This window comes from Streptomyces sp. NPDC002788 (assembly GCF_053592115.1).
Window position 1 is genome coordinate 46,491 of the sequence record NZ_JBSFVB010000015.1, and the last position, 15,529, is coordinate 62,019.

Sequence of the window (15,529 nt, forward strand, 5' to 3'; positions counted from 1 at the left end):
GGATCGCCCCGGCCTGCGGTTAGCGTCGGGAGGAACAGCCGGCGAGTACGCGGAGGACGTCGTGGCGGAGCGACAGGGGCAGACGGCGCCGGATGCCGTGCTGACGCGGATCGGGCAGGTCGTCATGCTGCACCACGCGGGCGACCGGGAGGAGGCCCGGCACCGGTTCCTGGATCTGTGGGCGGAGATCGGGGAGCACGGCGAGCCGCTGCACCGCTGCACCCTCGCCCACTACCTGGCCGACACCCAGGACGACCCGGCCGACGAACTCGCTTGGGACCTGCGCGCGTTGACGGCGGCGGAGGAGATCACCGCGGACGGGCTCCCCGCGGGGGAGGGAGTCCTCGCGGTGCGCGCGTTCTACCCCTCGCTGCACGTGAACCTGGCCGACGACTACATCGGACTCGGCCGGTGCGACGCCGCCCGCACCCACCTGCGACGTGCCAGGGAAGCGGCCGCCGCCCTCGCCCACGACAGCTACGGCGACGGAGTGTGGGCGGCGATCGCACGGCTGGAGTCCCGGCTGGGGGAAGGCGGCACAAGCACCTGGGCGCCGCCGCGGCAGCACCCCTGAGCCGGCCAGGTCAACGCCGGTAGGCGTCACGGCAGATCGTCGCCTCCGGGCTGTCCGCCCGCCATCCGCCGTAGCGCCTGCCCAGCGCGCACACGTCCGTGCTGTCCGGAACCCGCTGGCGGACGTCCTGCCGTACCGACTCGGAGACATCGGGCAGACCGGGGCGTGGTCGCTGGGGACCGCGCGGGGCCGGCCGGAGGCGTTCCGGGCGGGCGGGGCGGGGGCGGGCCTCGCGGGCGCCGGACGGCGACCGGCCCCGCTCCGCCGAGGCAGCCGCGGACGGCGGGGTCGGGCGGGGCGCCGACGTGGCCGGTTCCGGGCGCCGGGGCAACTCGATGAACTGCAGGGCCTCACGGGCCGGCGCCTGCACGATCTGGGTTTCCGACTGCCCCTCCGGCTGCGGCACCGACGGCCGGGACGGCGCGGTCGAGGAATGCGGTACGGGCGGATGCTGGACCGTCGTACAGCCGGAGAGGGCCGAGAAAGCCACGGTCACCAGGAGCGTCGCTGTGGTCGTGGTTCGATGCACCCGAGCAACTCTGCTGCGTCCGGCCCCGGTTGGGGCAGCGGACAAGCGGAGGATGCCCCGCACGGGTGATCTCCCGCCCCGTACGGAGGCCGCGGACGTGACGTGGGTGACGTCAGTCTCCGATCGCGCCGTCGATGCGCTCGCGGAGCAGATCGGCGTGGCCGTTGTGCCGCGCGTACTCCTCGATCATGTGGGTGTACAGCCACCGCAGGTTGAACCGCTCGCCGCTGCGCCGCTGCTTGCCCTCGGAGATGTCGTCCAGGCCGAAGCGGGCCGCGTTGCGCCGGGCGGTCTCGATCTCGGCCTGCCAGACGGCGTACGTGTCCTGCCAGGTGTCCGCCTCGGTGAGATGGAACTCGCCGTCCGTGTCCTCATCGCTCCAGTAGAGCGGCGGCGCGTCCTCGTTCGTCAGCACCCTGCGGAACCAACTCCGCTCCACGTCCGCCATGTGCCTCACCAGCCCCATCAGGGACAGTTCGGAGGGCTCCACGGAGGCGGACCTGAGCTGCTCGTCGCTCAGACCCTCGCACTTCCAGGCGAGGGTCTGCCGGTGGAAGTCCAGCCAGCCCTCCAGCATGGTGCGTTCATCGGCGGTCGTGGCAGGCACACGTCGTTCGGTCGTCATGCGGGCATCCTTTCCCGACACCCTTCGTCCCACCACGCGTTTTCAGCCTTCGAGCATCCCGCCCAGCAGCTCCCGCAGCCCGGCCCGCACCTCCTCAAGGCTCGGCACCCGGGTGCCGAACGACCCCGCCACGCAGCTGAACATCAGCCCGTCGGCCCAGGCGATCAGTGACAAGGTGTGCCGGGCCGGGTCCGTCGAGCCCATCCCGGTGACCAGGGCGGAGAGCTGGTCCCGGAAGCGGGCGCCGGTGGCGTCGAAGCAGGCACGCAGTTCGGGGCGCCGCGTCGCCTCCAGGGCCAGTTCATAGCGGGCGAGCGTGAGGGAGCGGTGGTCCGTGAGGGCGCGGTGGGTCGCGAGGGCCAGCGCGTCCGCCATGGATTCGGCCCCGGCCCGGGGGTCCGGCATCTCGTGCAGGGCCAGCACCCGTGCCTCGCGGTCGGCCAGCCGCCGCACCGCCAGTTCCAGCAGGGCCTGCCGGGTCCGCGCGAGGTTCGAGGTCGAGCCCTGGGGGAGTCCGGCCGCCTCGTCGACCGCCCGGTGGGTGAGGCCGCGCATCCCGCGCTCGGCGAGCAGGGCGAGAGCGGTGTCGGCGACGAGGTCGGAGCGGGAGGGGCCGATGGTGCGTACGGGCATGGACCTACGCTACCCGTCCGACTACACCTGTAGTAGCCTCGACATCGTCACTACAGATGTAGTCAGATGTGAGGAGAAGCCATGAGCAGGTCGAGGCGGGCCGTCGTGATCGGCGGCGGTATCGGAGGCCTGACCGCGGCGGCCGCCCTGCACCGGTGCGGCTGGCACGTCACCGTCCTGGAGCGCGCCCGCTCACTGGAGCCGGTCGGCGCCGGCATCTCCCTCGCGCCCAACTCCCTGCGCGCTCTGGACGTCATCGGCCTCGGCGACGAGTGCCGCGACCTCGCCGCATGGACGGGGGACGGCGGCCTGCGCACACCGTCCGGGCGTTGGCTCTCACGCTCCTCCGCCGTTGCGGCCGCCGAGCGCTTCGGCGGCCCCCTGGTGCTGCTGCACCGTGCCACCCTCATCGCGAGCCTGGCCTCCCGGCTCCCGCCGGACGCCGTCCGCCCGGACGCCGCCGCGACCCTCACCGACAGCGGCGGCCCCGGCAGGCCGGCCCGCGTCACGACGGTGGACGGCGAGCTGGAAGCCGACCTCGTGGTGGGCGCGGACGGCGTCCGGTCCGCCGTGCGCCGGGCGCTCTTCCCCCGCCACCCGGGGGCCGTCTACGCCGGCTTCACCACCTGGCGGATCGTGGTCCCCGTCCCCGGCGCGCAGTTCGCCTCGCACGAGACCTGGGGCCGGGGCCGCATCTGGGGCACCCACCCGCTCAAGGACGGCCGCGTCTACGCCTACGCCGCCGCCATGACCCCCGCCGGCGGCCGGGCGCCCGACGACGAGCGGGCCGAGCTGCTGCGCCGCTTCGGCGACTGGCACGACCCGATCCCCGCCGTCCTCGCCGCCGCCCGCCCCGAGGACGTCCTGCGCCACGACGTCCACCACATCACCGAACCCCTGCCCGCCCACCACCACGGCCGGGTCGCCCTCGTCGGCGACGCCGCGCACGCCATGCCCCCGACCCTCGGCCAGGGCGGCAACCAGGCCATCGAGGACGCGATCGTCCTCGCCCACCACTGCGACGACCTCGCCGCCTACACCGCCGCCCGGCTGCCCCGTACGACGGCCGTCGCCCGCAAGGCCGTGACGGTGGCCCGCCTCAACCTCATGTCCAGCCGTGCCGGGATCGCCGTACGCGACACGGCGGTGGCAGCGCTGTCCAAGGCCGGACCCGCCCTGTTCCTGCGGAGCTTCGACGGCATCGCCGACTGGCGGCCGCCGCAGCAGCCGTATGCTTCCGAGGACACCCCGGCAGGCAACCGGTAGAGGAGCACCCCGTGAAGGTCGGCTGCATCGGACTCGGTGACATCGCGCAGAAGGCCTACCTTCCGGTCCTCGCCTTCCGGCCCGGGGTGGAACTGCACCTCCAGACCCGTACGCCCGCCACGCTCGACCGGGTCGCCGACGGCCTCCACATCCCGCGGGAGCGGCGGCACACGACCCTCGACTCCCTCCTCGCGGCCGGCCTCGACGCCGCCTTCGTGCACGCGCCCACCCTCGTCCACCCCGAGATCGTGACCGCGCTGCTGGAGGCGGGCGTACCGACCTACGTCGACAAGCCGCTCGCCTACGAACTCGACGACTCCGCGCGGCTGGTGGCGCTCGCCGAGGAGCGGGACGTCAGCCTCGCCGTCGGCTTCAACCGCCGCCACGCCCCCGGCTACACGCAGTGCGCCGACCATCCGCGCGAGCTGATCCTGATGCAGAAGAACCGCATCGGGCTGCCGGAGGAGCCGCGCACGATGGTCCTCGACGACTTCATCCACGTCGTCGACACCCTGCGGTTCCTGGTGCCCGGCGCGATCGACGACGTGACCGTGCGCGCCCGCGTCCGGGACGGACTGCTGCACCACCTGGTGCTCCAGCTCGCCGGGGACGGCTTCACCGCGCTCGGCGTGATGAACCGGCTCAGCGGCTCAGCGGAGGAGATCCTGGAGGTGTCCGGGCAGGACACCAAGCGGCAGGTGATCAACCTCGCCGAGGTCGTCGACCACAAGGGGCAGCCGACCGTGCGGCGGCGCGGGGACTGGGTGCCGGTCGCCCGGCAGCGCGGGATCGAGCAGGCGGTGCTGGCGTTCCTGGACGCGGTCCGGGCGGGCAAGGTCCTCAGCGCCCGGGACGCGCTGGAGACCCATGAACTGTGCGAGCGGGTGGTACGGGCGATTCAGGATCGGACCGCCTGAGCCGCAGGCTCCGTCCGCCCTCGCCGACGGCCCAGACGGCGAGGACCAGCATGGCCGCGTGCACGGTCCGGTCGCCGAGGCGTACGTAGGGCGTGGTGCCGTGGGCGAGGGGGATCTCGTAGATCCGCGTGGCGGAGGCGTCCGTCCCGAGCCGTGATCCGAGCGGCAGCCCGTCCGGGCCGTAGACGGCCGAGACGCCCGTCAGGGTCGCGTGCACCATCGGGCGGCCGGTCTCGGCGGCGCGCAGGGCGGCGAGGGAGGCGTGCTGCCCGGGGGCCCAGCTGTGCTGGAACGTGGAGGTCGACGACTGGCCGACCAGCACGTCGACGCCCTCCTCGGTGAGGTGGCGGGTCATGTCGGGGAACGCGGTCTCGAAGCACACCATCGGCCCGATGCGCAGGCCGCCGCTCCCGACGTTCATCACGACCGGCTGCGTGCCGCGCCTGCGGTCCTCGCCCGCGGCCTTGCCGACGGAGGTGGCCCAGCCCAGCAGGGAGCGGGCCGGGATGTACTCGCCGAAGGGGACGAGCCGCATCTTGTCGTAGCGCTGGCCGGTGAGACCGTCCGGCCCGATCAGGACCGAGCTCTTGTAGATGCCGGGCTTGTCGGAACGACGGGCGTCCACGTTGACCAGGACCTCGGCGCCCGTGGCCCGGGACAGGTCCGCGAGCCGCCGGGCGAGATCGGGCCGGTCGTCGAGGTCGAAACCGACGCTGCTCTCGCCCCAGACGATCAGGTCGGCGTCCTGGCCGGCGAGCCGGCGGGTGAGCTGCTCCTCCCGGTCGAACCGGCGCTCGGCGCTGTCCGGCCCGCCGATGACGCCCGGCTGGACCACGGCGATCCTGACCTCGCCGTCGACGGCGGGGCGGGGCGCGAAAGCCCAGGCGGCCGAGGTGGCTGCGGCCGTGGCGACGAGACCGGCCACGGCCGGCACGCGGGCCCGACGGACCGCGACGAGGACGGCGACGGCCACGTTGATGACCACGATCAGGAAGCTCAGCAGCCACACCCCGCCGACCGAGGCGAGCCGCAGCGCGGGTTCGACCTGCCACTGACTGCTGCCGATCATGCCCCAGGGGCCGCCGAGCCCCTGCCAGGAGCGGACCAGCTCGGCGGCCAGCCAGCCCGAGGGCAGCACCAGGAGCGCCCAGGCGACCTGACCGAGCGGGGGAGTCCCGCCCAGGAGACGGCGCACCAGCCAGCCCCACGGGACCCACAGGGCGCCGAGCAGGGCGGCGATGACGAACGTGAACACGTGCAGGCTCGGCAGCAGCCAGTGGTGCATGGCCAGCATGAAGCCGAAGCCGCCGCACCAGCCGTCGTACCCCGCCCGTTTCCCGGTCGGCGCGGTGCGCAGCAGCAGAAGCCAGGGAACCAGCGCGACGTAGGCGCACCACCACAGGGACGGGGCGGGGAAGGCGAGGACCGGGAGGGCGCCCGCCACCGCGGCGGCGGCTGAACGCCGCCAGGGGGAGGCGAGCCAGTGGCGCCAGTGGCCGAGCGTCTTCATAGGCGCCTCCTACCCCGTGGTGCCTCCAGTGTGCCCCCTGCGGACGATCTAGGACACAGAACGCGAGTCAGTCGGCCACGGGCGCCGTCCGCCGCTCGGGAAGGCGCCGCCACTCTCCTGTACGGCCACCTCGCTCAGCCGCCGGCCGTCGTCCGTCCGCAGCGGCGCGAAGGCGTACCGGCCGCCGCACACGAAGTCGGGAGCGGGCCCCTCGACGGCCATCGGATTGACGTAGCCGGCCTGGACCCGGGCGGTGTCGCCGTGTCCTGCTCCCAGGGCCGTGCACGGCGACCGGGCGGAGGGGAAGCGGCAGTCGAGGCGCGCGGGCGGCGCGGGTGCAGTGGGCCCGGAGCGGGATCTGTGTCTCGACGCGCTGCCGCACCGACCGGTCACTTCAGCTGGGGCTCGTGGGAGAGGCGGCGGCCCGCGACGCGGACGAGTGGATCGTGGGGATCGAGAACGTCACGCCGCTCGCCACGGAGATCCACGGGCCGGTGCGGGCCGGGCAACCGGAGTCGGCCGCCGGGCTGTCGCCCGAGGAGCGGCCCTGACAGGTCGACGACGAGGTGCCGGCGCGTCTGCGCGCCTGACTCAGGCTGCCTTGACGACGTCGGCGCGTACCGCGACGGCCCATTCGACGACCAGCAACTCGTACTCCGCGCGCTCTTCGGCCGACAGGGTGCCGCCCGTGCGCAGCCACAGCGCACGGATCTCCTCGTTGACCTCGGCAGCGGACCGCACGGAACCAGGGGTCACGAAATCGGGGGACATGCGGACAAGCCTAGGGGCAGCCACTGACAGGCCGCTACCGGACGGCTACCCGATCACTATGCGGTTGGTCACGAGACCCGGGTCACAGGCTCCGCGCGGCGGCCCGGCTCAGCCCGCCGACTCGGCCGCGTGCGGGCTCAGCACACCCATGCTGACCAGCACGATGATGACGATGCCGAGCACGATGCGGTAGTAGACGAACGGCATGAAGCTCTTGGTCGAGATGAATTTCATGAACCATGCGATCACCGCGTACCCCACCCCGAAGGCGATGACCGTGGCGAAGATCGTCGGGCCCCAGGAGACGTGGCCGCCCTCCGTCGCGTCCTTGAGCTCGAACAGGCCGGAGGCCAGCACCGCCGGGATGGCGAGCAGGAAGGAGTAGCGGGCCGCGGCCTCGCGCTTGTAGCCCATGAACAGGCCGCCGCTGATGGTGGCGCCGGAGCGGGAGACGCCCGGGACGAGCGCCATGGCCTGACAGGCGCCGTAGATCAGGCCGTCCCGGACGCCCAGGTCCTCCAGGGCCTTGCGCTGCTTGGGCGCGCGGTGCCGGCCGCCGCTCTCGTCGCGCGCGGCGAGCCGGTCGGCGACGCCGAGGACGATGCCCATGCCGATCAGCATCGTCGCGGTGATCCGCAGGTCGCGGAAGGGCCCCTCGATCTGGTCCTTCAGCGTCACGCCGAGCACGCCGATCGGGATCGAGCCCACGATGACGAGCCAGCCCATGCGCGCGTCGGGGTCACTGCGCAGCGCCTTGTTCGTGAGCGAACGCGTCCACGCCGAGATGATCCGCCCGATGTCCTTGCGGAAGTAGATCAGCACGGCGGCCTCCGTGCCGATCTGGGTGATCGCCGTGAAGGCCGCGCCCGGGTCCTTCCAGCCGGAGAAGGCCGCCGTCAGCCGCAGATGCGCGCTGGAGGAGACGGGGAGGAACTCGGTCAGCCCCTGGACGAGTCCGAGGATGAGTGATTCGAACCAAGACATGAGGTAGCGGAGTCCAAGTGCCGATCTGGAACGGACGACGGGCACGCCGCGCCGCCGTTGCGGTGAACGGGGGGATCATGTGTGCCGAGGGGGAAGCGTAGCGCCCCCGGAGCGCCGCTCGGACACAGGGGTTGGAAGCCGGCCGCGGGCAGGGGCGATCAGGCCGCGGTGGGCCCGGTCACCGTCCAGCCGGGCGCCTGCGGGCGGGCCGTGAGGTCCTGGTGGCGCACCTCGTCACCGCAGGCCCGGCAGGTGACGGCCGGGACGAGGGGCCGGCCGCAGGAGTGCTCCAGGACCATCGGGCGCTCGCCGTCCCCCCGGAGATGGCGGTCGCCCCAGGCCATGAGGGTCCACAGCACCGGCTCCAGTTCCCTCCCCGCCGGTGTGGGTCGGTACTCGAAGCGCTGCGGGCGCTCGCTGTAGAGCTGCCTGGTCAGGATTCCGGCATCGACGAGCCGGCGGAGCCGGGTGGCGAGGATGTCGCGCGGGGCGCCGATGTTGCGCGCCAGTTGGTCGAACCGCCCGTTGCCGAGGCACACCTCCCGCAGGACGAGCAGGGAGTACTTCTCGCCGGCGAGCGCCAGGGTGTCGGCGATGGAGCAGGGGCGCGGGTTCTTGGTGGCGGCCATGCGGCCCAGTCTAAGAGAGGGTTGGATTTTCCAACCCATAGAGCTACCGTGAGTTCGGATTTCCTACTCACTGGTGGTCGTGGAGGCCCGCACATGCGTGACGCAGTCATCGTCGAAGCCGTACGCACACCGATCGGCAAGGGCAAGCCGAACGGCGCCCTCGCGCACGTCCACCCCGTGGAGCTCCTCGCCCACACCCTGCGCACCCTCGTCGAGCGCTCCGGCGTCGACCCGGCACTGATCGACGACGTCATCGGCGGCACCGTCGACCAGGTCGGCGAGCAGGCCATGAACACCACCCGGTACGCCGTCCTGTCGGCCGGCTTCCCGGAGTCGGTGCCCGCCACGACCGTGGACCGCCAGTGCGGGTCCTCCCAGCAGGCCGTGCACTTCGCGGCGCAGGGTGTCCTCTCGGGCGCCTACGACCTGGTGGTGGCCTGCGGGGTCGAGTCGATGAGCCGGGTGCCGATGTGGTCGAACGTTCCCGCCGGAACGGACCCCTTCGGCCCCGGAGTCGCCGAGCGCTATCCCGAGGGGCTCGTCCCGCAGGGCATCAGCGCCGAGCTGATCGCCGCGAAGTGGTCGATCACCCGCGAGCAGATGGACGCCTTCGCGGTCTCCTCGCACCGGAAGGCCGCCGCGGCCTGGGAGAGCGGGCTCTTCGACGCCGAGGTCGCTCCCCTGGACGGCGTCACACGCGACGAGTGCGTCCGGCCGGGCAGCACCACCGAGGTCCTCGCCGGGCTCAAGCCCGCCTATCACGACCCCGGATTCGCCGACCGCTTCCCACAGATCGAGTGGAACGTCACGGCGGGCAACGCCAGTCCGGTCAACGACGGGGCCTCCGCGGTGCTCATCACCTCCGGTGAGACGGCGGCCCGGCTCGGGCTGCGCCCGCTCGCCCGCCTGCACAGCTTCGCCGTCACCGGCTCCGATCCGCTGCTGATGCTCACGGGCGTGATCCCGGCGACCGAGAAGGTGCTGCGCAGGGCGTCGCTCACCCTCGACGACATCGACCTGTTCGAGGTCAACGAGGCGTTCTCCAGCGTCGTACTGGCCTGGCGGCAGGAGACCGGCGTCGACCTCGCCCGGGTCAATGTGCACGGCGGCGCCATCGCACTCGGCCATCCGCTCGGCGCGAGCGGCACCCGGCTGACGACGACACTGGTGCACGCGATGCGGGAACGAGATGCCCGGTACGCGCTGCAGACCATGTGCGAGGCGGGCGGACTCGCCAACGCCATGGTGCTCGAAAGGGTGTGAGCCGGGACGGCGTGACGGCCCGTCAGAGCTGGCGCAGGCGGTGCCGCTTGCGCCAGGCCACGACCACACCCGCCAGCGCGGGCAGGGCGATGCACGCCAGGGCGATCAGGAAGGCGGGGGAGGTCGGGGTGGAGGCACGGGCGCCGGCGACGGCGTAGGCGGCGGTGTTCGGGATCGAGCCGAGGCCCGTGGCCAGCAGGAACGGCAGCAGGCCCATACGGGAGACGGAGGCGCAGTAGTTCGCGGCCCAGAACGGCACACCGGGGAACAGCCGCACCGCCAGCATCGAACGGAAGCCGTGCCGGCTGAGCTGGCCGTCCGCGGCCTTCAGCCAGCGCCCCCGCAGCAGCGGCCGCAGGGCGTCCTGGCCCAGCGCCCGGCCCAGGCAGAAGGCGATCCCGGCGCCCAGCACCGTGCCCGACAGGGAGACACCGAGGCCCAGCTGCGACCCGAACAGCGCGCCCGCCGCGAGGTTCAGCAGCGGCCTCGGCACGAACGCCACGGTGCACACGCCGTACGCGACAGCGAACACCAACGCCGCCATGGCTCCGCCGAGCTGCGGTGGCCAGCCCTGCGTCAGCAGCCGCTGCGGCTCGAAGAGCAGCACGGTGCAGGCGCCGGCGGCGAGCAGGGCGGCGAGCAGGGACAGCCGTGCCCACGGGGTGAGCAGAACTCTCGTGCAGCGGGCGGCGAAACCGGTGGATACGGCGGGCGAGGCGGTCGTTGCCGGGGGAACGGCGACGGCGAGCTCCGCGGCGGTGGCCCGGGGAGAGGCCGTGGCGGTGCCCCCAGAGCGGGTGGTGGCATCGAGCATCCGGTGACACTAACCGACAAATGTGTCTGATCGCCGTATGGTTCGTCTCACGACCGTCACAGGCCGCCGTGCGCACACCTGTACGCAGGGCGGATGAAAACCATTCGACGTGCGGTAAAGCGTCGGCAATGATCGACCTCATGTTCCGGCACGCCTTCGCCCTCGCAGCATCCGTGGTCACGGATGCCCCGAAGGCTGCCGTCGCCGTTCTCACGGCCGTTGCAGACGGTGCCCGAAGCTGACCCTCTCCGGTTCGTCCGGCGGCCCCGCAAGGGGAGGGTCGGGCAGGTCCTCGGGGTCCCACTCCATGACTAGACGCTTCGAGGTACAGCCATGTCCAAGACGGCCTACGTCCGCACGAAACCGCATCTCAACATCGGCACGATGGGTCATGTCGACCACGGCAAGACCACCCTGACCGCCGCCATCACCAAGGTCCTCGCCGACCGGGGCACCGGCGCGTTCGTGCCGTTCGACCGGATCGACCGGGCGCCCGAAGAGGCGGCGCGCGGCATCACCATCAACATCGCGCACGTCGAGTACGAGACCGACACCCGGCACTACGCGCACGTCGACATGCCGGGCCACGCCGACTACGTCAAGAACATGGTCACCGGCGCCGCGCAGCTCGACGGGGCGATCCTCGTCGTCTCCGCGCTCGACGGGATCATGCCGCAGACCGCCGAACACGTCCTGCTCGCCCGGCAGGTGGGCGTCGACCACATCGTGGTCGCCCTCAACAAGGCCGACGCGGGGGACGAGGAGCTCTCCGACCTGGTCGAGCTGGAGGTACGCGACCTGCTCACCGCGCACGGCTACGGCGGTGACTCCGTACCCGTCGTACGGGTCTCCGGGCTGAAGGCGCTGGAGGGGGACCCGCGGTGGACGGCGTCGATCGAGGCGCTGCTCGACGCGGTGGACACGTACGTGCCGATGCCGGAGCGGTATCTGGACGCGCCGTTCCTGCTGTCCGTCGAGAACGTGCTGACCATCACCGGGCGGGGGACCGTGGTCACCGGGGCGGTGGAGCGGGGCACGGTGCAGGCGGGGGACCGGGTCGAGGTGCTCGGGGCGGACCTGGAGACCGTGGTGACCGGGCTGGAGACCTTCGGCAAGCCGATGGAGGAGGCGCAGGCCGGGGACAACGTGGCGGTGCTGCTTCGGGGGGTGCCCCGGGGCGCCGTCCGGCGGGGGCACGTCGTCGCCGCGCCGGGAAGCGTGGTGCCGAGCCGTCGCTTCACGGCACAGGTGTACGTGCTGTCCGCGCGTGAAGGCGGGCGTACGACGGCTGTCTCCAGCGGGTACCGGCCGCAGTTCTACATCCGTACGGCGGATGTGGTGGGGGACGTCGACCTCGGTGAGGCGGCCGTGGCCCGGCCCGGGGAGACGGTGGTGATGACCGTGGAGCTGGGACGGGACGTGCCGTTGGAGGCGGGGCTCGGGTTCGCCATCCGTGAGGGTGGGCGGACCGTGGGGGCGGGGACCGTGACCGTGGTCGGTTGAGGTTTGGGGGGACTGCGGGGCCGGTCGTGGCTGGTCGGGCTGGTGGCGGTGCGGCATGTCAGCACGGCCCCGCGCCCCTCGGGGGCGCCGCACCGCAGGCACAATGAGATGGTGAACGAGCCCATTCCCGTGATCCGCGACGTCGATCACGGCACCGCCAAGCTGATGCCCGACGTCGACCGGGAACGGGCCTGGTTGCTGACCGTCGACGGGGCGCCGCAGTCGTACGTCGACCTGGACGAGCCCACGCATCTGGAGTTCGAGTACGCGCGGCGGCTGGGTCATGTGCTGGATGTCGTGGCGGTACCGGGGGCCGTGCTGGACGTGGTGCACCTCGGGGGTGGGGCGCTCACGCTGCCCCGGTATGTGGCCGTGACGCGGCCCGGGTCGCGGCAGGAGGTCGTCGAGGCCGATCGCGGGCTGCTGGACCTGGTCGCCGAGCATCTGCCGTTGCCGGAGGGGGCCCGGGTCGCGCTGCACGCGGCGGACGCGCGGAAGTGGCTGGAGAACGCCGCCGGGGACTCGGCCGATGTGATCGTCGCCGACGTGTTCGGCGGCTCCCGGGTCCCGGCGCATCTCACGTCCGTCGCCTATGTGCGGCAGGCCGCGCGGGTGCTGCGGGGGAGCGGGGTCTACCTCGCCAATCTCCCCGATGCCGCCCCGTTCGACTTCCTGCGGTCGCAACTCGCCACCCTGGCCACCGCCTTCGAGGAACTCGTGCTGATCGCCGAGCCGGGGGTGCTGCGGGGGCGGCGGTTCGGGAACGCGGTGCTCGTCGCCGGGCACGAGCCCGTCGACATCGCCGCCCTGACGCGGCTCACGGCCGCCGACGCCTTTCCCGCCCGGGTCGAACACGGCCCCGGACTGCGGGAGTTCGTCCAAAGTGCCCGGCCCGTGCGGGACGAGGACGCCGTGCCGTCACCCGAGCCCCCCGACGGTGCGTTCGGAATCGGCTGACTCGGTCCCGGTCATCCCGCCCCGGGCCACCGGCGTCGTCCTGCGGCGCAGGTCGCGTACGTCCGCTACGCGCAGAGGAACAGCATCAGCGGGAGCGTCCGCGCCGCCGCCACCAGGGTGACGTCACCGCCGTCACCGCCCGTCCCGAGGACGGCGAACACCGCCGCGACGAGGGCGCCGTGGCTGCCCAGGTCTGGTCGCCTGTCCCCCTCACCGCCCCGCGGGTCGTCCGCGGCGGCCGAGGCGCTCGGCTCCGTCGAGGACTTCTCGGAGGCGGTCGGAGACGACTTCTCGCCGTCCTTCCCGTCCGCCGTGTCGTCCTTGTCGCCGCCCAGCACCGGGAAGCCGGTGACACCGGCGGCACGACCACCGCGGTGGCCGCGATGATCGCGACCGGCTTCGCCCCGACCTGAACGTGGCCGGCCTGGTCGCCCTCGCCTTCGGTCCGATTCCCGCCGCCACCGCCCTGCGGACGCTGCGGTGCACCGGCCGGCGCGGGGGTGCCCCGTGCGGCTGCCGGCCGTAGGGGTTGGGCTACTGCCGGCAGCCCGGACGCCGGTGCGGATTCGGCTGCTGGTACCCCGGCTGCTGTACGGGTTGTTCGCTTGCGGGTTCTGCTCGGCGCCGGGCGGCCGCTGTCCTGGCCACATGGGCAGCCACCCTGGCCCGCGCCCCGGACACGATTCGGTCGCCGCCGTGGACGGAGCGGTGGCAACCCGGAGCCGGGGCGGTGCCGCGGAGGCGGAGCCGGTCGATGCGGCGGTCGTCACACCGGCCTGGCCAGCCGTCTCTACTCGTGAGTAACATTCGGCCATGAGCGCAGACCAGATGTCCATCGGCGAGATGCTCGCCGCCACGGTGCCCATGGCCCGGACCCTGAACCTCGAGTTCCTCGAGACCTCGCCGGAGCGCGCGGTGGTCTCCCTGCCGGACCAGAGCGAATACCACAACCACGTGGGCGGCCCGCACGCCGGTGCGATGTTCACGCTCGGCGAGTCCGCGAGCGGGGCGATCGTGCTGGCCGCGTTCGGGGACCAGCTCTCGCGCGCCGTCCCGCTCGCCGTCAGCGCCGAGATCGCCTACAAGAAGCTGGCGATGGGCGCCGTCACCGCCACGGCCACCCTGGGCCGCCCTGCCGCCGAGGTCGTCGCCGAGCTGGACGCCGGGGAGCGGCCCGAGTTCCCGGTGACCATCGCCATCCAGCGGGCCGACGGCGCCGTGACGGGCGAGATGATTGTGGTGTGGACCCTGCGTCCCAACGGCTGATCAGGCGGTCGTGCGTGCGGAGCCCCGGCCGCGGGCCGGGGCCGTCGCGGATCAGGCCGCGATGTCCCGCGGCATGGGGCGCGCGCCGTCCAGCTCCGCGACGAAGTCCTTGAGCCACGCCACGAACTCCGGCCCCAGGTCGGGTCGGTCGCAGGCCAGGCGGACCACCGTGCGCAGGTAGTCGGCCCTGTCGCCGGTGTCGTAGCGCAGGCCCCTGAAGACGACCCCGTGCACCGTGCCGTCCGCGGCCAGTTCCTGGAGGGCGTCGGTCAGCTGGATCTCGCCGCCCCGGCCCGGCGGAGTGCGCTCCAGGACGTCGAAGACGGCCGGGTCGAGGACGTAGCGGCCGATGACGGCGTAGCGGCTGGGCGCCTCCCGCCGGTTCGGCTTCTCGACCAGGCCGGTGACGCGGACGACGTCCTCCTCGCCGGTCTTCGCCACGGCCGCGCAGCCGTAGAGGTGTATCTGCTCCGGCGGGACTTCCATCAGGGCGACGACGCTGCCGAGCCGGCCGTCGCGGACCTCGAGCATCCGGCTGAGCAGGCTCTCGCGCGGGTCGATCAGGTCGTCGCCGAGGAGGACCGCGAAGGGCTGGTCGCCGACGTGCCGGCGGGCGCACAGTACGGCGTGGCCGAGGCCGAGGGGGTCGCCCTGGCGGATGTGGTGGATGCTCGCCAACCGCGCCGGATCGCGCACCGCGTCCAGCCGCACGGCGTCGCCCTTGGCCGCCAGAGCCTGCTCCAGCTCGAAGGCGTGGTCGAAGTGGTCCTCGATGGCTCGCTTGTGCCGGCCGGTGACCATCAGGACGTCGTCCAGTCCCGCCGCTGCCGCCTCCTCGACGACGTACTGGATGGCCGGCTTGTCGACGACCGGCAGCATCTCCTTGGGTGTGGCCTTCGTGGCGGGCAGGAAGCGGGTGCCGAGGCCGGCGGCCGGGACGACCGCCTTGCGGACGGTGCGGGCGGGGGCGGCCGGGGCGGAAGGGTGGGGGGCGATCATGCGGGCCATGCTGGCGGGCGGAGCTGAGAGCGCGCCGAGAGCCGTATGGGAGCAGGCTGTGGAGTTGGAGATTTCGTGGACCAACCGCCTTTGACTGCACACAACTTGCCGGTCTTACCGGCGGCGTTCTCGAAAGCCGGTGTGGATACCGCCGGTAACATATCCGAATTCCCCGCGTTTTGAACTTGGGTCATCCGAACTCCTTGTTACCTGTCAGTCGCGTGTGCGAAAGTGAGCCACCTCACAGCCGAGTCCACAGCTGACGCGGCACAGGTATGCACCAATCAAG

General features: G+C 72.6%; 17 protein-coding genes and 2 pseudogenes. 8 read left to right on the top strand and 11 right to left on the bottom strand.

What is annotated here, in order from left to right:
• Window positions 1-61 precede the first annotated feature (61 nt).
• Window positions 62-574: a hypothetical protein gene (locus ACWD1U_RS26295; protein WP_451111065.1), complete on the top strand. Its 513-nt coding sequence runs from the start codon at window positions 62-64 to the stop codon at window positions 572-574.
• Between the two features lie 10 nt (window positions 575-584).
• Here the strand turns inward: ACWD1U_RS26295 and ACWD1U_RS26300 are convergent, their stop codons facing one another.
• The 3 genes from ACWD1U_RS26300 to ACWD1U_RS26310 form a co-directional block, all read right to left on the bottom strand.
• Window positions 585-1,103, bottom strand: coding sequence for a hypothetical protein (locus tag ACWD1U_RS26300; RefSeq protein WP_451111066.1), 519 nt, complete (start codon window positions 1,101-1,103; stop codon window positions 585-587).
• 112 nt (window positions 1,104-1,215) lie between these two features.
• Window positions 1,216-1,728, bottom strand: a complete 513-nt coding sequence (locus ACWD1U_RS26305; RefSeq protein WP_451111068.1) for a DinB family protein — start codon at window positions 1,726-1,728, stop codon at window positions 1,216-1,218.
• 42 nt (window positions 1,729-1,770) lie between these two features.
• Complete coding sequence (locus tag ACWD1U_RS26310) at window positions 1,771-2,361, bottom strand: TetR/AcrR family transcriptional regulator (protein WP_451111070.1); 591 nt, start codon at window positions 2,359-2,361, stop codon at window positions 1,771-1,773.
• Window positions 2,362-2,442: 81 nt separating this feature from the next.
• Between ACWD1U_RS26310 and ACWD1U_RS26315 the strand changes: the two genes are divergently transcribed.
• Window positions 2,443-3,627 carry an FAD-dependent monooxygenase gene (locus tag ACWD1U_RS26315; RefSeq protein WP_451111072.1) on the top strand — a complete coding sequence of 395 codons (1,185 nt, stop codon included), beginning with the start codon at window positions 2,443-2,445 and terminating at the stop codon, window positions 3,625-3,627.
• A gap of 11 nt (window positions 3,628-3,638) precedes the next feature.
• Window positions 3,639-4,544 (top strand): Gfo/Idh/MocA family protein, encoded by a 906-nt coding sequence (locus ACWD1U_RS26320; protein WP_451111074.1) that lies wholly within the window; start codon window positions 3,639-3,641, stop codon window positions 4,542-4,544.
• Here the strand turns inward: ACWD1U_RS26320 and lnt are convergent.
• Together lnt and ACWD1U_RS26330 are read right to left on the bottom strand one after the other, a co-directional pair.
• Window positions 4,468-6,054: an apolipoprotein N-acyltransferase gene (gene lnt, locus ACWD1U_RS26325; protein ID WP_451111076.1), complete on the bottom strand. Its 1,587-nt coding sequence runs from the start codon at window positions 6,052-6,054 to the stop codon at window positions 4,468-4,470. The genes ACWD1U_RS26320 and lnt overlap by 77 nt on opposite strands.
• Before the next feature lie 67 nt (window positions 6,055-6,121).
• Window positions 6,122-6,315, bottom strand: a pseudogene (locus ACWD1U_RS26330) (nuclear transport factor 2 family protein); the annotation flags it as partial.
• 74 nt (window positions 6,316-6,389) lie between these two features.
• On the opposite strand from ACWD1U_RS26330, the gene ACWD1U_RS26335 reads away from it, so the two are divergent.
• Window positions 6,390-6,605, top strand: a complete 216-nt coding sequence (locus ACWD1U_RS26335) for a DUF4291 family protein (protein WP_451111077.1) — start codon at window positions 6,390-6,392, stop codon at window positions 6,603-6,605.
• 40 nt (window positions 6,606-6,645) lie between these two features.
• On the opposite strand, the gene ACWD1U_RS26340 is transcribed toward ACWD1U_RS26335, so the two are convergent.
• From ACWD1U_RS26340 to ACWD1U_RS26350, 3 genes are all read right to left on the bottom strand, one after another.
• The gene (locus ACWD1U_RS26340; protein WP_451111079.1) at window positions 6,646-6,825 is read right to left on the bottom strand and encodes a hypothetical protein; all 180 of its coding nucleotides are present in this window, start codon (window positions 6,823-6,825) and stop codon (window positions 6,646-6,648) included.
• 108 nt (window positions 6,826-6,933) lie between these two features.
• On the bottom strand, window positions 6,934-7,809 hold the full coding sequence (locus tag ACWD1U_RS26345) for an undecaprenyl-diphosphate phosphatase (RefSeq protein WP_451111081.1): 876 nt from the start codon (window positions 7,807-7,809) through the stop codon (window positions 6,934-6,936).
• A 158-nt stretch (window positions 7,810-7,967) separates the two neighbouring features.
• Window positions 7,968-8,438, bottom strand: a complete 471-nt coding sequence (locus tag ACWD1U_RS26350) for a winged helix-turn-helix transcriptional regulator (RefSeq protein ID WP_451111083.1) — start codon at window positions 8,436-8,438, stop codon at window positions 7,968-7,970.
• Between the two features lie 93 nt (window positions 8,439-8,531).
• Here ACWD1U_RS26350 and ACWD1U_RS26355 point away from each other — a divergent pair, with 93 nt between their 5' ends.
• Entirely contained in the window at window positions 8,532-9,701 is a 1,170-nt protein-coding gene (locus ACWD1U_RS26355) for a thiolase family protein (RefSeq protein ID WP_451111084.1), read from the top strand.
• 22 nt (window positions 9,702-9,723) lie between these two features.
• On the opposite strand, the gene ACWD1U_RS26360 is transcribed toward ACWD1U_RS26355, so the two are convergent.
• On the bottom strand, window positions 9,724-10,515 hold the full coding sequence (locus ACWD1U_RS26360; protein ID WP_451111086.1) for a TVP38/TMEM64 family protein: 792 nt from the start codon (window positions 10,513-10,515) through the stop codon (window positions 9,724-9,726).
• A gap of 333 nt (window positions 10,516-10,848) precedes the next feature.
• Here ACWD1U_RS26360 and tuf point away from each other — a divergent pair, with 333 nt between their 5' ends.
• Together tuf and ACWD1U_RS26370 are read left to right on the top strand one after the other, a co-directional pair.
• On the top strand, window positions 10,849-12,018 hold the full coding sequence (tuf, locus tag ACWD1U_RS26365) for an elongation factor Tu (protein WP_451111088.1): 1,170 nt from the start codon (window positions 10,849-10,851) through the stop codon (window positions 12,016-12,018).
• Between the two features lie 111 nt (window positions 12,019-12,129).
• Window positions 12,130-12,975, top strand: a complete 846-nt coding sequence (locus ACWD1U_RS26370; protein ID WP_451111089.1) for a spermidine synthase — start codon at window positions 12,130-12,132, stop codon at window positions 12,973-12,975.
• A 206-nt stretch (window positions 12,976-13,181) separates the two neighbouring features.
• Here ACWD1U_RS26370 and ACWD1U_RS26375 read toward each other — a convergent pair.
• A pseudogene (locus tag ACWD1U_RS26375) lies at window positions 13,182-13,625 on the bottom strand (hypothetical protein); the annotation flags it as partial.
• Between the two features lie 163 nt (window positions 13,626-13,788).
• On the opposite strand from ACWD1U_RS26375, the gene ACWD1U_RS26380 reads away from it, so the two are divergent.
• On the top strand, window positions 13,789-14,241 hold the full coding sequence (locus ACWD1U_RS26380) for a DUF4442 domain-containing protein (protein ID WP_451111091.1): 453 nt from the start codon (window positions 13,789-13,791) through the stop codon (window positions 14,239-14,241).
• A 51-nt stretch (window positions 14,242-14,292) separates the two neighbouring features.
• On the opposite strand, the gene galU is transcribed toward ACWD1U_RS26380, so the two are convergent.
• A complete protein-coding gene (gene galU / locus ACWD1U_RS26385) occupies window positions 14,293-15,240 on the bottom strand; it encodes a UTP--glucose-1-phosphate uridylyltransferase GalU (RefSeq protein WP_451111093.1) in 948 nt (315 codons plus the stop codon).
• Window positions 15,241-15,529 lie beyond the last annotated feature (289 nt).

Coding starts and splice junctions, on each gene's coding strand:
- tuf (WP_451111088.1), top strand. CDS start 10,849: ATGTCCAAGACGGCCTACGTCCGCACGAAACCGCATCTCAACATCGGC.
- ACWD1U_RS26340 (WP_451111079.1), bottom strand. CDS start 6,825: ATGTCCCCCGATTTCGTGACCCCTGGTTCCGTGCGGTCCGCTGCCGAG.
- ACWD1U_RS26315 (WP_451111072.1), top strand. CDS start 2,443: ATGAGCAGGTCGAGGCGGGCCGTCGTGATCGGCGGCGGTATCGGAGGC.
- ACWD1U_RS26350 (WP_451111083.1), bottom strand. CDS start 8,438: ATGGCCGCCACCAAGAACCCGCGCCCCTGCTCCATCGCCGACACCCTG.
- ACWD1U_RS26380 (WP_451111091.1), top strand. CDS start 13,789: ATGAGCGCAGACCAGATGTCCATCGGCGAGATGCTCGCCGCCACGGTG.
- galU (WP_451111093.1), bottom strand. CDS start 15,240: ATGATCGCCCCCCACCCTTCCGCCCCGGCCGCCCCCGCCCGCACCGTC.
- ACWD1U_RS26310 (WP_451111070.1), bottom strand. CDS start 2,361: ATGCCCGTACGCACCATCGGCCCCTCCCGCTCCGACCTCGTCGCCGAC.
- ACWD1U_RS26360 (WP_451111086.1), bottom strand. CDS start 10,515: ATGCTCGATGCCACCACCCGCTCTGGGGGCACCGCCACGGCCTCTCCC.
- ACWD1U_RS26355 (WP_451111084.1), top strand. CDS start 8,532: ATGCGTGACGCAGTCATCGTCGAAGCCGTACGCACACCGATCGGCAAG.
- lnt (WP_451111076.1), bottom strand. CDS start 6,054: ATGAAGACGCTCGGCCACTGGCGCCACTGGCTCGCCTCCCCCTGGCGG.
- ACWD1U_RS26305 (WP_451111068.1), bottom strand. CDS start 1,728: ATGACGACCGAACGACGTGTGCCTGCCACGACCGCCGATGAACGCACC.
- ACWD1U_RS26345 (WP_451111081.1), bottom strand. CDS start 7,809: ATGTCTTGGTTCGAATCACTCATCCTCGGACTCGTCCAGGGGCTGACC.